The following is a 15,049-nucleotide window of genomic DNA, read 5'->3' on the forward strand; positions in this document are numbered from 1 at the left end:
CCTAAATGCCCTTAAATGTCTTAGGTGGTAAAAAGTATATTTTTATGTGCCATTGTCATCCGGAGTGTTAATTTATTGTATAAAAATCAATTTGAGTGACAGCCCCTCAGGGGTCGTCATTTCGAGAGTAGTGCAACGTAGCCGAGAAATCTGTCTCTATAGATTTCTCCATTCCGCTGCCAGTGAAAAACTGGCTTGCTCCAGTCGAAATGACGATTCTTCTATTCTGGCGTCAATGGTAGGTAAGTGGAATAACTTCGTTAAACAATGCTAGCTCACTTTTCTTAACCATAAAAGCAGATAGGCGTCCTGTAAATCTAAATGCTCTTAAATGCCTTACATGGTAAAAAACAACGTAATAATTAGCATTAAGATTCCCGCTTTCGCAAATGACGATCCCGAAAAAACTTAAGCCAACAAATACAGCACAGCAAGCAAGGCCGGTACCGAAATCAATACCCATAAAACCAGTCCTTGCAAAATGGGTTTAAAACCAACTGAAATAAATACCTCTTTTGATAGCCCCGAGCCAATCAGAAACAAAGTAAGCGTTAAACCAACTTTAGAAAGTTGTAAGATTTGGCTTCCAATAATTTTTACAAAAGGCAAATAGGTATTCAGCACTATAGCCAGTACAAACAAAGCAATAAAGTAAGGGATTTTGATTTTAGCCCCTTGTTCCTGAATAACAACGAACTAAGTATAGCAATCGGAATAATCCATAAGGCCCTGGTTAACTTAACCGTGGTGGCAATTTGCAATGCCTCTGCGCCGTATTTACTGGCTGCACCTACTACCGAGCTGGTATCCTGAATAGCAATGGCGCTCCAAATCCCAAACTGCTGTTGCGAGAGTTGCAGGCTTTGACCAATAAGCGGGAAAATAAATAAAGCAACGGCATTGAGGATAAAAATGGTGCCTAATGCAACACTAATTTGTTTTTCCTGCGCTTTAATTACCGGAGAAATGGCAGCAATGGCGCTGCCGCCACAAATGGCTGTACCAACTGTAATCAGAAATGACGATTTGCGGTCTACCTTTAAAAGCCTGCCCAATAGATAGCCCATAACCAGTGTGGTTAAGATAGATAAGATGGTAAAGGTAAAACCACTTTTGCCGGCCTGCAATGCCGAATCTACATTCATGCCAAAACCAAGTCCAACTACTGAAAATTGCAGCAGGATATGTGTAGCCTTGTGGTTAAGGTGTAAAAAAGGGTGGCCGATAGATTGCGCCACAACAATTCCCATTAAAAGTGCAACAGGAGGAGAGATAAATGGCATCAGACACAATAAAAGAAAAGCAAAAAAGATGATTTCCCTAACTGTGACCGATTTATTCAATATTTTATTATCCATGATTTTGTTGTTTTTACACGACAAAGATGGGTAAGCCAGTGAGAGTTTAGAAATGAATAATTGCTATCTGTTATAACTTAAGGTTATGAGAGGCGAGGTGTTTGATAAAGATTTCCTGCAAGTCGGGCGTATCGCCCTGCTGCGTAATGAAATAGAATACACGAGTAATATCGAGCCCTTTAACATCAACAACCTTTAGCTCGCCACTTTTAAGCTCTTTGAGTATGGCATGGATAGACAGGAAAGCGAAAGCATTCGTATTAAGGAGATAAGCCTTTATACTTTCGGCACTTTCCAGTTCCAGATCCCTGTTGAGTTGCGATAAACTTAAACCTACATTTTTCAGTGCAGCAGCCACTACTTCAAGCGAACCAGAACCCGGCTCGCGCAAAACCAGGGGTAGTTTCTGGAGATCACCTAGACTAATAGTGGTTTTTTTGACCATCGGATTAGTATTGCTGGTACAGAGTACAATTTCATCCTGAACAAATGGCGTATATTTAATGTGCGGGCGTTTAGATTGCCCTTCAACCAATCCAAGGTCAATTTTATTTTCAATTAACAGGTTTTCTATCGCTTCGGTGTTGTTCGATTTAAGCGATACGGTGATATCAGGGAATTGCTGTCGGAAAGAAGCCAGATATTTAGGTAAAAAATATTGGGCAATGGTTGTACTTGCTCCCATGCGAAGCGTTCCCTTGATATTTTTAGCGAGAGTAGAAAGCTCAAAATCAATATTACGGTGGATGTTTATTAGCGCTTCGGCGTGTTTCAAAAGGATATTGCCAGCCTGGGTAATTTTAATTTTCGTTCCATTACGGTCGAAAAGCCTGGTTTTATAAAAAGCCTCTATCTCCTGTATATGCTTGGTAACTGCGGGTTGTGTAATAAATAATTCTTCAGCAGCCCTGGTAAAATTAAGCCGCTTGGCCACGATATAAAAAACCTTCAGTCTAAAGTCAAACATCTAAAATACGGATTATGCTTTTGCAGTCTGCTAAATTAACGAAATATGTGATTTAGTCATGTAAATTAACCCAAAGGCTGGCTGATATGCTAAAGATATGTAAATACTTAGCCTGTTTATTGCAGTTTACGATTAAATCCGTGCTTATTTTTATTTTTGCAGCACAATAACACCTAAAAGGGATGATGAACATAACCGACCTGATTATAAGCGATAAAGAACAGATCCAGTTAAACGATTTGTTTTTAGACGAATATAATCGAACCATGCTTAACCAGCTGATCAGAGAGCATAGTTACATAGAACAGCTGCGCCAGTACGAATTGCCGGTTAATAATAAAGTGATGTTGCATGGTAGCTCGGGTTGTGGTAAAACTACTACAGCTAAAGCCATTGCGGCTGCACTGGGTAAGAACCTGCTTGTGCTTAATCTCAGTAATGTAATCAGCGCCCGCTTAGGCGAAACCGCCCAGCATGTTAAAATGGTTTTCGATAAGGCCAAAAGGGAGAAAGCGGTTCTTTTTCTGGATGAGTTTGATCAGATAGGTAAGGCAAGGAGCGAGGGCGACAAAGATGTTGGCGAAATGCACAGGCTGGTTAATACCATGATCCAGATGATTGACTATTTCCCTGAAAATGCGCTGTTAATCTGTGCCACCAATTACGAATCATTCATCGATCCGGCTTTGTTAAGGCGTTTTCAACTTAGGTTAAGCTTTACCATGCCTGGCAACGCAGTGCTGGATGCTTACTACGATAAACTGCTTTCGCGTTTTCCTGAGCATATCCGGATCATTGAGCGCAAATATGGTATATCCTTTGCCGAAGCCAAAGATCATGCTTATCGACTGGTTAAAGGTGTGCTAATCAGTGAATTTGAGCTGCAAACAACTTTAAGCGAAGTAGAAGAAACCCAAATACTGGCCAATTAGCATTCAAACACAGGTATGTTGCAAAACCGGGTAAATCCATTTGGTGAGATTATTAAAACCAGGCATAGAGGCAGCTGGCTGGGCAACCGTGGGGTAATCCACAACAATACTCAAGAAATCGTACGCCAGTTTAAGGTTAAAGCATGGATAACCTGTGTGCTCGAATTTAGGGCAGGCACCGCGAGGTAATGCAACCCAATCGCTGGACTGAGCTTTTCTTTTTAGACGAGGCCACTGCTTTTGCAGCCGGACACAGGCCTTGCTTTCAATGCCGCTATGCAGATCACCAGCGTTTTAAATTGTTTTGGCTAAAAGGCAATCCCGGGTATCAGTTCAACATAAAAACTGCGGTAACGGAAATTGATAATATCCTCCATCAGGAAAGAATCACAGCCGATAAAACTAAAGTTTATTACCACGAAAGTTTGGATGCGTTGCCTGACGGAACTTTTGTGTCCTATCAAAATAATCCTTACCTCGTTAAAGAAAAACAACTGCACCTGTGGACACCAGCAGGTTACGAGAAGGCTGTTACTTTTCCCGTTTTGGATAAAATAGCTGTATTAACGCCTAAATCCTTTGTAAATATGTTTGCTGTTGGCTATGCGCCGCAGATGATGGCTTAGCTTTTTTACTGAATGCGGAGATTAGCTAAAGAATCTCAATCTTTCTTGGTTTTGTCTCTATTTGGAACGTTGCCGTTAAATTCATTCGATAAAATATTATCATTGTGGTTCAACACAACACAATGAACTTAAGTACTACACCAAATGGCCTGTTAAAAACCAAACAGCATTTCGAAATTTTAGATGGTCTCAGAGGACTGGCTGCGGTAGCAGTCGTCGTTTTTCATTTTATGGAGTTTGCTACTCCCGATTACAAAGACAACTTTATTGCACATGCTTACCTGGCAGTCGATTTCTTTTTCTGCCTTTCTGGTTTCGTTATTGCCTATGCTTACGATCACAAAATAGCAGATCTGGGTATTATTCCTTTCTTAAAACTCAGGTTCATCCGCCTGCATCCGCTCGTAATTATCGGTTCCGTTATTGGGGTGTTTGCCTTCATTTTCGATCCATTTAGTAATCTTCAGGCGGTTTATGGTTTTGGGCAAACCTTTATTATGTTTCTTTCTTCATGCTTTATGGTGCCTTATCCGCTGGTGCAGGAGCGTTATTTTAATCTCTTTCACCTCAATCCGCCAACCTGGTCGTTATTTTGGGAGTATATTGCCAACATTGCTTATGCGGTGCTGCTCATTAAATTGCCCAATAAGGTACTGTGGTTCCTAACCGCAATTGCTGCGGTAATGCTAGGGTTTGAGGCGCAAAAGGCAGGTTACCTCGGCGTAGGGTGGGGTGGCGATAATTTTTTAGGCGGGGGCATCAGGGTTTTGTATGCTTTCCTTGCCGGAATTTTAGTGTACCGTTCTAAATGGATTATTCGTTCAAAACTGGGTTTCGTTTCAATGGGGATTTTACTTCTGGCGGTTTTTCTTGTCCCTTTTTCCAAAGCAAATTCCATTATCGATCCGCTTCTGATAATAATTTATTTTCCTTTTCTAGTGGCCCTGGGGCAGGCGCTACACTGCAACCAAAGCTGGCCAAAATCTGCAAATCCTCAGGCGATATTTCTTATCCGCTTTATGTAATCCATTACCCTTTTCTTTGGCTCTTTTTAAGTTATATCGAAGTGAATAAGCCCACTATGGCAACTATGCAATGGCTCATTCCTACAGGCACATTTGCACTGGTTTTGCTGGCTTATGGTATACTTGTTTTTGTCGATCTTCCTATACGGAAATACCTTAAAAGTATCATGTTTAAGAAAGCTTAAATCACCAAATATTCACCTTTTTTTAATCATCATATCGATTTCTGACTGGTAATTATTCTCTTGTTTGTATTCATCTGGTATTTTAATTAAACTTTATAATATTTTGATTATAAGAATTATAAATTGAATAGTTTTAAGCTTTTGTAATTTTAATAACGCGTTGATGCAATTAAGATAGTGACCAGTTAGATTCATTTTCTCAAACTAACGATATTAGTATTTTTAGTGGTTTAAAATTCATGAATTGGATTTGAAAGGTGGTCGTTTTCGGGAGAAAAGATTCTGATAGAAATACTATTATTTTTAGTATTTATTTTGTAGGTTTGTTTGTCCCTACAAAATAATTATGATCGAGTTAGATTATTTCTTTACGCAAAATGATGAAAAATCAGGCCATTATCAGCTTATTCAGTTTGCGCAGAACGAGCCATGGCGTTTGGTACAAGATGGAGAACTATTGGGGAGTTTAGAAAAGTGGAATGGTAAATGGCAGCAATTGAGTGGTAATCCATTATCTGATGCCTTGTTGCAGGGTATCAGTAAAATGATCGAATCGCAGCACTATCATCAGCTGCCTGCAAAGCTCTTGTCGCGCTGGGGAAATGTAATTGCCGAAGTGGTTACTAAATCAGATCATGAGTACCTGATCATTTGTAAAGAGGCGGTGAGTTTCAGAAGTTTTGTAACCATATTCTCAAAGTTTGTTTCTACTATGCTTAATGATGAATGGCCGGTAAGTTTTAAGCTTTTTAACGCTGATTTTAGCGAAGATTTCGAACTTACCGCCCATCCTGTTAAAGCTAGTTATAGCTTCGGCTGGAAAGATTGAAGCTACCAGCCAATGCCATAATCTTCGCCATGGTTACTCGAGCCACCCCATAAACTTCCGTGTTCACGGTCAAAATAAATGGCATTAATTGGTCCACTGGTGCGATCGCCAAAACTGAGTATATACCCCATATTTTTTAAGGCCGTGCGTACTTCCTCTTTCGTATTGCTGTTGAGTAAAATTTGTCCTGCTTTTGGTGCCCTGTCTGCGGTTTTGCTTCCACCAAGCGAAAGCCACAATTGGTTAGTGTTAAAGTTAGCGGCTTCGGTCGCCTTTTGCACCGTCATGCCAAACTCTGCCATATTTAAAAAGAACTGCAACAGGTTTTGGTCTTGCGTATCGCCACCCTGTACAGCTGCCGAAACATAGGGCTTGCCGTCTTTTAAAAATAATGATGGCGATAGGGTTACCCTTGGTCGTTTGCCCGGCGCTACTACATTAAAAGGGTTTAGGGTAGAGTCTAGGACAAAGCTTTGCATACGCTGACTCATGCCAATGCCCGTATTGCCGGCAATGCAGGCAGGTAACCAGCCACCACTTGGTGTAACCGAAACCACCCAACCTTCTTTATCAGCAGCCTCAATAGAAGTAGTTCCCCTCCATAAGCGGTCTTCATATACTTCCTTTGGCGTATAGTTCCCTAAATCATGTTTCGGGGCAAAGTTGCGTTTGGTTGTATCAATTTCAAAACCACGGCTTTTTAACAGATTAAGGTAGGGGTTCTTTTGTCCCTGAAAAGGATAGGGATCTCCAGGACCAATTTTATCGTCGTTCTTTTCAAATTGAATTAACGACGCGCGCTGTTTGGCATAATCTTTACTCAATAAGCCTTTCATGGGTTCTGTAGGTGCCTGATTGGGATCACCATAGTAAAAATCACGGTCGGCAAAGGCCATATTCATCGCCTGGTAAACCGTATGGATATATTTCGGACTGTTGTAACCCATTTCTTTCAGGTTAAAATTTTCGAGGATATTTAAGGCCTGCAAAAGCATGGGTCCTTGAGTCCATTGTTGTAATTTGTACACCTCAATACCTTTGTAATTGGTAGTTAAGGGCGCTTCTTCAACGGGTTTCCATTTGGCCAGGTCTTCCATGGTAATTAAGCCGCCTTGTTCTTTGCTGCCTCTTACAAACTCACGGGCAATATCGCCTTTGTAAAAACGATCATACGCGGCCATTAAAGCTTCTTTACGGCTTTTTCCTTTTTTTAGGGCTTCTTTTTCGGCTTCAACCATTTTGGTTAAGGTGCTAAGCAGGTCTTTTTGAACAAAAATTTCTCCTCCTGCGGGTGCTTCACGTTTTTCGTCAGGATGGGTTAGAAATACTTTTTTGCTGTATGGCCAGGTTTTAATGCGTTCTTTATCGCGCTCAATGCTGTTGACTGCCTGTGCTTCAATAGCATAACCTGCCGCCATCTGCATGGATGGAGCCAATACCTGCCCTAGGCTCATGGTACCATATTGGCTCAGCATGTAAATTAATCCACCAGGTGTACCAGGTGTTGTAGCTGCCAGCGGACCATATTCAGGCGGGAAATTGTAACCTTTACTTTTGAAAAAATCGACTGTTGCACCTGTTGGCGCAATCCCCATAGCGTTAATGGCAATTACTTTACCCGTTTTAGGATTGTAGATGAGTGCTTGTGTTTCGCCTCCCCAGCTTAGCGTATCCCACATGGTGCAGGTAGCGGCCAGCATGGCGCAGGCTGCATCTACAGCATTGCCCCCTTGCTGGAAAATCATCGATCCGGCAGTTGCCGCCATCGGTTTTCCGGTAATGGCCATCCAGTTACTGCCATACAACATGGGTTTTTGGGTTTGCTGGGCTATGGTGCGTGCAGTTACCATGCCGCATAAAAGAAACAGAACAAGCTTTTTCATAAAACTAAGGTAAAAAAAGACCGATTCAAGCCTGCAAGATAATGCAAACATGTTTGTTACAATATGTGGTCAGCAGGCTGTATATCACAGACCTAAGCCGTTTAGCCCAATCCCAACGCCAAAAGAGACTATAATTTTACAAATCTAGGTTTAAAAAACAGTGAGTTTAAATAACTTTGTCCTTTCAGTTGTATTAAAAAAACGATTTAACTAGATTTAAATTTTTAAAAATCAAATGCTTTTAATAATTCTCAACAGTATCTTTTGTTTATCTTTTATAGGTTTTGCCTATGTTAACCTCAACGATGAAGATCCTTACCTGTGGGTATCTATTTACTTAAGCGCTGCAATTTGTTGTGGCTTAGCTGTTTTTGGTCTGTACTATCCATTGGTTTACTTGTTCTTAATGGCTTTTTATCTTGTTTATGCAGCTATCCTGTTTTTTGCAAAAGATGGCGTGCGCGATTGGGTGATGAAATATAAAAGGCCTAGTTTGGTAGAGAGCATGCAGGCTACAAAACCTTATATCGAACAAACCAGAGAGTTTTTTGGCTTATTGATTATTACCGGGGCACTGCTGATTGATTATCTGGTAGCCACAGGCACCATCTAAAAAGCATTGATCCTAAATTTCGTGAAGATGAAAGCATGTGATGTGGTAACAGCCAATAAACTGTTACTTGATATTATTAAAACCAACCTAACAGGCGAAGGACTGAACTGGCTTGAAGCATGGGAAACAACGCCTGATCAGATAAACGGTATTGGAAAGGCCTTTGTAATGGCCCCGCGCAAAACCGGGAAAGCTATTGTTCAGCTTTCAGCATTGCAGTTAGTGGCACTGGAAGATGCAGGATTAGCTTACTTAGCCCAATGGAGTATCGACAGGGTTTGCAGGGTTTGGTTATTGGGAAATTTACCAGCTACCGATCGGGATAAGTTATATGCTGCGATCGATCAGTTATTCTTATCTGCAGAAATGAACGAAGCTGTAGCTTTGTATTCGGCGCTTCCGTTTTTACCTTTTCCTGCAATTTGGGCAAAGCGTTGTGCCGAAGGCATCCGGAGTAATATCGGTTCGGTATTGGAGGCTATTATGGAAAACAATCCTTATCCTGCGCAATATCTCGATGAAGCAGCCTGGAACCAGCTGGTATTAAAAGCATTCTTTACCGAGAAAAATATTAACCTCATTGTTGGCTTAGATGAGAGATCCAATCTCGAACTTGCTTTAACTTTAACCGATTATGCTAAAGAACGTTGGGCTGCCAGACGTAAAGTAAATCCGCAGTTGTGGCGCCTGGTAGGTAAGTTTACCAATGAGGAGATTTTTGAAGTATTAAAAACCGGTTTACAACATTACGATCAGGTAGAACAACGCGCTATTGCACTGGCAGTTGCTGCTTCTGATTATGAACCGGCAAAAGATTATATTGATACTTTTCCCGAGCTTAAAGCCGTTTTAGCAGAAGGCAGTTTAAACTGGGATAAATTTTAACATTAGAAAGAAAAATATAGATTACATATGTGTTGCAGTAATTCAATTGAAAGAGATAAAGCGATGATGGGAGAGCCGGAAGCGTTTGATATTAGTGTGGTAAGTGGCATGAAATTCTTCGATCCACATGTTCACATGACTTCCAGAACAACCGACGATTACCAGGCGATGGCCGATGCAGGAGTAGTTGCATTAATAGAACCCGCATTTTGGCTGGGGCAGCCGCGTACGGGTCTGGATAGTTTCAGGGATTATTACAGCAGTTTAATCGGTTGGGAAAGATTTCGTTCATCGCAGTTTGGTATTAAACATTATTGCACCATTGGTTTAAACTCGAGAGAGGCCAACAACGAAAGTCTGTCGGAGCAGGTAATGGAAATTTTGCCACTGTTTATTTATAAGGAAGGTGTGGTAGGTATTGGCGAAATAGGCTTTGATGACCAAACTGCTGCAGAAGAAAAATATTACCGATTACAGTTGGAACTGGCAAAAGAAGCCGGCCTTCCGGTGCAAATCCACACGCCTCACCGCGATAAGAAAAAAGGTACGCAACGCAGCATGGATATTGCTATTGAGCACGGATTAGATCCTTACAGCATCATTATCGATCATAATAATGAAGAAACCGTAAAAGAAGTATTAGACAGAGGTTTTTTTGCTGCTTTTACAATTTATCCTTTTACCAAAATGGGTAACGAACGCATGGTCGAGATTGTAAAACAATATGGTCCTGAACGCATTATGGTTAACTCAGCTGCCGATTGGGGCATTAGCGATCCGCTGGCTGTGCCTAAAACTGCAGCTTTAATGAAAATGCGTGGTTTAAGCAACGAAGCTATCGAAATGGTAACGTACCGCAATGCGATTACAGCCTTTGCCCAAAGCGGACAGATTGATGAAGCTGATTTTAATGCGCCACAAAGTATCGATCAATCTGTAAAATTTGAAGGCAATACCATTTTACGTGGCGGACAACAACCGCGTACAGATAAATCGTCAATAATCATTAGTTAGTATCTTGGAAAAAATAATCGTTTACCTGCGCATCATGCGCCCGGCAAATGTGGTTACTTCTGTAGCCGATATTTTAGCTGGTATTGCTATTTCTGGTATTTTAACTGCGGGTTTTGCCGTTCCATGGTTATCTGTTTTTTATTTATGCGCATCTACTGCCTGCCTTTACGCAGGAGGTATTGTTTTTAACGATGTTTTTGATGCCGAACTCGATAAAATAGAACGTCCGGAAAGGGCTATTCCAAGCGGAATCATTAGCCTGCAAAATGCCACGCTTTTAGGCAGCCTGTTATTATTGGCAGCTATTGGTCTGGCTTTTTTGAACAGTGTAGATTCAGGTACGTTAGCGATTTTAGTGGCTATATTTGCTTTGCTTTACAATAAATTTGGCAAGCATCATTCGTTTTTTGGCCCTTTAAACATGGGGCTATGCCGTGGTTTTAACCTCTTGTTAGGCTTAAGTATTGTACCCGAAATGCTTTACAGTCACTATTACCTGGCCATTATTCCGGTAATTTATATTTTCTCGATCACGATGACCAGTCGTGGAGAGGTGCATGGCGGTACGGCTAAGAATTTATACCTGGCTGCTTTGTTATATGGCATCGTAATCTGTGCCATTGCTTACTTTGCTTTTATTAACGACAGGTTATGGTGGTCGCTGCTGTTTTTATTGCCTTTTGCCTTTATGATTTTTAAACCATTGTTTAAAGCCATTAAGCAACCAATTGGTAAAAACATTGGTGCAGCGGTTAAAGCTGGGGTAATATCCTTAATTTTGATGGATGCCGCCTGGGCGGTAACTTTCGATGCATTGATCCTCGCTTTTGTAATTGCGGCATTGCTACCCGTTTCGATGTGGCTCTCTAAATTATTTGCCGTAACCTGATCCGATTTAACCTGATTATCCAATTATTATGGAACATTTACAACAATCCTTTACTGTACAATACAATTATAATATTTTCTTTACCTCAGCACTTTTTGCTGTCGAAAATAAGTTATTCAGTGATTTTCTAAGCCAGCTTAATCCGGCTGTAACCATAAAAAAGATCCTTTTTGTAATTGATGAAGGGGTAGCTGAAGCGCATACAGCTTTAACTGCTGAAATAAAGCAATACTTTAATAAGTACAATCAAACGCAACTTGTTCAGGATATTATCGTAATTCCCGGTGGCGAACTGGTTAAAAATGATACCCAATATCTCGAACGGATTTTAGAAGCCATCAATACCCATGGTATCGACAGGCATTCTTTTGTAGCAGCTATTGGTGGTGGTGCCGTGCTGGATATGGTGGGTTATGCGGCAACCATTGCGCACAGGGGTATTAAACATATCCGCATTCCGAGTACAGTACTTTCTCAGAACGATTCGGGAGTTGGAGTTAAGAATGGTATCAATTATTTCAATAAGAAAAACTTTCTGGGTACTTTCTCTCCGCCTGTTGCAGTGTTTAACGACGAATTGTTTTTGAATACACTGTCTGATCGCGATTGGCGTTCGGGCATTGCCGAGGCGATTAAAGTGGCCCTGATAAAAGATTTGGAATTTTTTGAGTGGTTGGAAGCCAATGCCACAGCGCTGGCGCATCGCGATAGGGAAGCCATGAATTATCAGATCTGGAAATGTGCCAAACTACACCTGGAACACATCCGTAGTGCCGATCCTTTCGAAAACGGATCAGCTCGTCCGCTTGATTTTGGTCATTGGAGTGCACATAAACTCGAGTATTTAACCAATTTCGAAATCAGGCATGGCGAAGCAGTGGCGATGGGTATTGCATTAGATGCGGTATATTCAAACTTATCGGGTAGAATAAGTGCTGCAGATTCCCAAAGAGTTATTGCGGTAATTCAGGCTTTAGGCTTTGAATTAACGCATCCATTACTTCAGGTAGAAGGCGATAATAGCCCTATTTTACAAGGTTTAGAAGAGTTTAGAGAACACCTGGGTGGACAACTTACCATCACCTTGCTTACTGCGCTAGGTAAAGGAGAAGAAGTTCACGAAATAGATGCTGTAATCTTAAAACAAGCGGCCGAATCGTTGCAAAATCAGGCTGCTGCACATTCAACTGCTACTGCGTTATGAAACTAAGTTCAGGTCATTTAACCTTTTGTACCAATATATATGCCGGCGAAAGCTGGTCAGCACATTTTGCAGTACTGAAAGATAGCTTTCCAAAGCTAAAGGCAGCTTTATCACCCGATGAACCCATGGGCATAGGCTTGCGTCTTTCTAATCTGGCCAGCATAGAATTACTTGAAGCAGCACAGCTAACAGCATTTAAACAATGGCTGGATGCTGAGGGTGCTTATGTTTTTACCATGAACGGCTTCCCTTATGGAGGCTTTCACTATACCCGCGTTAAAGATCAGGTACATGCACCCGACTGGACTACAACAGAACGATTGGATTATACCTTACGTTTAGCTGAAATACTGGCACAACTGGTTCCGGATAATATGGATGCGGGTATTTCTACCTCGCCATTGAGTTACAAACCCTGGTTTAAAGCGGATTCGGAAAGACAGGTAGCAACAGTTAAAGCAACAAGTCATGTTTTGGCTGTAGCCCAGGCGCTGAATAAAATATACCAAAATACCGGAAAACTAATTCACCTGGATATTGAACCAGAACCAGATGGTTTTCTTGAATCTGGTCCTGAATTTATCGACTGGTATGAAAACGAACTTTTACCAGCCGGAAAAACTGCATTTGCAGCACAGGCTGGTTTAACTGCCGAAAAGGCTGTAGAAATAATTAAAACGCACATTTGCCTGTGTTACGATGTTTGTCACTTTGCCATCGGCTACGAACCGCATGCTGCAATTGTACAGGAGCTACAGGAAAAAGGTATTCAAGTTGGTAAGATTCAGATCAGTGCCGCTTTAAAGGCAAAATTGCCTGAAGCTGGTGCCGACAGAACAGCAGTATTAAATGCACTTGCTGGTTTTGATGAACCGGTTTACCTGCATCAGGTAATTGCACAAAAGAATGATGGAAGTTTAATTCGCTATCCTGATTTGTCAAATGCATTGGCCGATGCTGGCAGGCAAGAGGTACAAGAGTGGCGCGCGCATTTCCATGTGCCAATCTTTGTGGAGGAGATGGGGTTAATTCAATCTACCCAGGCCGATATCAGTGCAGTGTTAACATTACAAAAGAACAATCCTTTTACCAATCATCTCGAGGTAGAAACTTATACCTGGGAGGTACTGCCTGCACAATTGAAGGCACCTTTAAACGAATCTATTATCCGCGAACTCGATTGGGTAAAAAATACATTAGCACAGTAAAAACATGCATAAAACAGTTGTAATCGATATTGTAGGCTTATCTAAGTCAGTTATTGGCGCAAATACACCTTTCTTACAGAAATATATTGCTGAAAAACATTTAACCACAATAGCGCCTTTGCTGCCTGCGGTTACTACTGCTGCACAATCGGCTTATTTGACAGGGAAATACCCTGCAGATAATGGTATTGTTGGCAATGGTTGGTACGACCATGCAGAAAGTGAAGTAAAGTTCTGGAAACAATCGAACAAACTTGTTCAGGGCGAAAAGATTTGGGATAAAGCCAAACAGGAAGATCCTAATTTTACCTGTGCCAATATGTTCTGGTGGTACAATATGTATTCGACTGTTGATTATTCGGTAACCCCGCGACCAAATTACCTGGCCGATGGACGTAAACTTCCCGATTGTTATTCGCAACCTGCTGAACTACGCGATCACTTGCAAACGAAATTAGGGCAATTCCCCTTATTCCAGTTTTGGGGGCCAGGGGCTAATATTAAATCGACCCGATGGATTGCCGATGCAGCTATGGAAACCGAAAACCTGCACACCCCAACACTAACGCTGATCTATTTGCCGCATCTGGATTACTGCTTACAGAAGTTTGGTCCGGATGAAGCTAAAATCGGTACTGAATTGAAGGAGATAGATCAGGTGGTTGCCGATTTGGTTGCTTTTTACGAAAATAAAGGTGCACGCGTAATTTTACTTTCCGAGTATGGTATTGCACCGGTAAATAACCCCATTCACCTTAACCGTTTGTTCAGGGAGAATGGTTTGATTCAAATCCGTGAAGAACGTGGTTTGGAATTGCTCGATGCTGGTGCTTCAAAAGCATTTGTAGTAGCCGATCATCAGATTGCGCACGTATACATTAATGATAAATCGGTTACCGAACAGGTAAAAGCTTTGCTTAAAAACGTTCCGGGTATAGAACTGGTTCTTGATAAAGCAGCACAACAAACGCACCACATTAACCACGAACGCTCCGGCGACCTGGTACTCATGGCCGATGAAAACAGCTGGTTTACCTATTATTTCTGGTTAGATGATGCCAAAGCTCCTGACTATGCCAGGGTGGTTGATATTCATAAAAAACCAGGTTACGATCCGGTTGAAATGTTTATGACCTCAAAATTACGTGCAGGTTATAAATTACTGAGAAAAAAGGCAGGCTTCAGGTACGTGATGGATGTGATTCCGCTGGATGCTACCTTAATTAAAGGATCGCACGGAAGGATAAACACCAAAGAAGAATTCAAGCCCGTATTGGTTACGCCTAACAAGATCGATAAAGCTTTAACGCCGGTAGATGTTTACCAGGTGATATGGGATAGTTTGACTTTATAGGGGAGTTATTAGTATCAGGTAGTAAGTATCAAGTATTGAAGATCGATTAGACTTGCTTGAAACTCAATACTTGATAC

Annotated in this window: 14 protein-coding genes and 1 pseudogene; 12 read left to right on the top strand and 3 right to left on the bottom strand. The window is 41.4% G+C overall.

What is annotated here, in order from left to right; all coding sequences use genetic code 11:
* Positions 1 to 408: 408 nt before the first annotated feature.
* Together G7074_RS21905 and G7074_RS21910 are read right to left on the bottom strand one after the other, a co-directional pair.
* Positions 409 to 1,358, bottom strand: a pseudogene (locus G7074_RS21905) (YeiH family protein).
* A 70-nt stretch (positions 1,359 to 1,428) separates the two neighbouring features.
* A complete protein-coding gene (locus G7074_RS21910; RefSeq protein ID WP_166211389.1) occupies positions 1,429 to 2,325 on the bottom strand; it encodes a LysR family transcriptional regulator in 897 nt (298 codons plus the stop codon).
* A 182-nt stretch (positions 2,326 to 2,507) separates the two neighbouring features.
* Here G7074_RS21910 and G7074_RS21915 point away from each other — a divergent pair, with 182 nt between their 5' ends.
* The 5 genes from G7074_RS21915 (at position 2,508) to G7074_RS21930 (ending at position 5,922) form a co-directional block, all read left to right on the top strand.
* A complete protein-coding gene (locus G7074_RS21915) occupies positions 2,508 to 3,257 on the top strand; it encodes an AAA family ATPase (RefSeq protein WP_240916382.1) in 750 nt (249 codons plus the stop codon).
* A gap of 15 nt (positions 3,258 to 3,272) precedes the next feature.
* Positions 3,273 to 3,446, top strand: a complete 174-nt coding sequence (locus G7074_RS26770) for a hypothetical protein (RefSeq protein WP_205944102.1) — start codon at positions 3,273 to 3,275, stop codon at positions 3,444 to 3,446.
* Positions 3,446 to 3,883 carry a hypothetical protein gene (locus G7074_RS21920; RefSeq protein ID WP_205944103.1) on the top strand — a complete coding sequence of 146 codons (438 nt, stop codon included), beginning with the start codon at positions 3,446 to 3,448 and terminating at the stop codon, positions 3,881 to 3,883. The genes G7074_RS26770 and G7074_RS21920 overlap by 1 nt, the downstream gene beginning before the upstream one ends.
* 122 nt (positions 3,884 to 4,005) lie before the next feature.
* Positions 4,006 to 4,908 (top strand): acyltransferase family protein, encoded by a 903-nt coding sequence (locus G7074_RS21925; RefSeq protein WP_370526554.1) that lies wholly within the window; start codon positions 4,006 to 4,008, stop codon positions 4,906 to 4,908.
* A gap of 531 nt (positions 4,909 to 5,439) precedes the next feature.
* A complete protein-coding gene (locus G7074_RS21930) occupies positions 5,440 to 5,922 on the top strand; it encodes a hypothetical protein (RefSeq protein ID WP_124560400.1) in 483 nt (160 codons plus the stop codon).
* Positions 5,923 to 5,924: 2 nt separating this feature from the next.
* Here G7074_RS21930 and G7074_RS21935 read toward each other — a convergent pair whose 3' ends face one another.
* Positions 5,925 to 7,805 carry a gamma-glutamyltransferase family protein gene (locus G7074_RS21935; RefSeq protein ID WP_124560399.1) on the bottom strand — a complete coding sequence of 627 codons (1,881 nt, stop codon included), beginning with the start codon at positions 7,803 to 7,805 and terminating at the stop codon, positions 5,925 to 5,927.
* Between the two features lie 235 nt (positions 7,806 to 8,040).
* Here G7074_RS21935 and G7074_RS21940 point away from each other — a divergent pair, with 235 nt between their 5' ends.
* The 7 genes from G7074_RS21940 to G7074_RS21970 are packed head-to-tail and all read left to right on the top strand — an operon-like array spanning position 8,041 to position 14,972.
* Positions 8,041 to 8,418, top strand: coding sequence for a transmembrane 220 family protein (locus G7074_RS21940; RefSeq protein ID WP_124560398.1), 378 nt, complete (start codon positions 8,041 to 8,043; stop codon positions 8,416 to 8,418).
* 27 nt (positions 8,419 to 8,445) lie between these two features.
* On the top strand, positions 8,446 to 9,303 hold the full coding sequence (locus tag G7074_RS21945; RefSeq protein ID WP_205944104.1) for an EboA domain-containing protein: 858 nt from the start codon (positions 8,446 to 8,448) through the stop codon (positions 9,301 to 9,303).
* A gap of 27 nt (positions 9,304 to 9,330) precedes the next feature.
* Positions 9,331 to 10,317: a TatD family hydrolase gene (locus tag G7074_RS21950; protein WP_124560397.1), complete on the top strand. Its 987-nt coding sequence runs from the start codon at positions 9,331 to 9,333 to the stop codon at positions 10,315 to 10,317.
* 4 nt (positions 10,318 to 10,321) lie between these two features.
* The gene (gene eboC, locus G7074_RS21955; protein WP_233603893.1) at positions 10,322 to 11,206 is read left to right on the top strand and encodes a UbiA-like protein EboC; all 885 of its coding nucleotides are present in this window, start codon (positions 10,322 to 10,324) and stop codon (positions 11,204 to 11,206) included.
* Positions 11,207 to 11,234: 28 nt separating this feature from the next.
* A complete protein-coding gene (locus G7074_RS21960; RefSeq protein ID WP_124560396.1) occupies positions 11,235 to 12,410 on the top strand; it encodes a 3-dehydroquinate synthase in 1,176 nt (391 codons plus the stop codon).
* The gene (gene eboE / locus G7074_RS21965) at positions 12,407 to 13,618 is read left to right on the top strand and encodes a metabolite traffic protein EboE (protein ID WP_166211392.1); all 1,212 of its coding nucleotides are present in this window, start codon (positions 12,407 to 12,409) and stop codon (positions 13,616 to 13,618) included. The genes G7074_RS21960 and eboE overlap by 4 nt, the downstream gene beginning before the upstream one ends.
* A 4-nt stretch (positions 13,619 to 13,622) precedes the next feature.
* Positions 13,623 to 14,972, top strand: coding sequence for an alkaline phosphatase family protein (locus G7074_RS21970; protein ID WP_166211395.1), 1,350 nt, complete (start codon positions 13,623 to 13,625; stop codon positions 14,970 to 14,972).
* The last annotated feature ends 77 nt before the right edge of the window (positions 14,973 to 15,049 follow it).

The sequence above is a fragment of the Pedobacter sp. HDW13 genome (genome assembly GCF_011303555.1).
Lineage (GTDB): Bacteria > Bacteroidota > Bacteroidia > Sphingobacteriales > Sphingobacteriaceae > Pedobacter.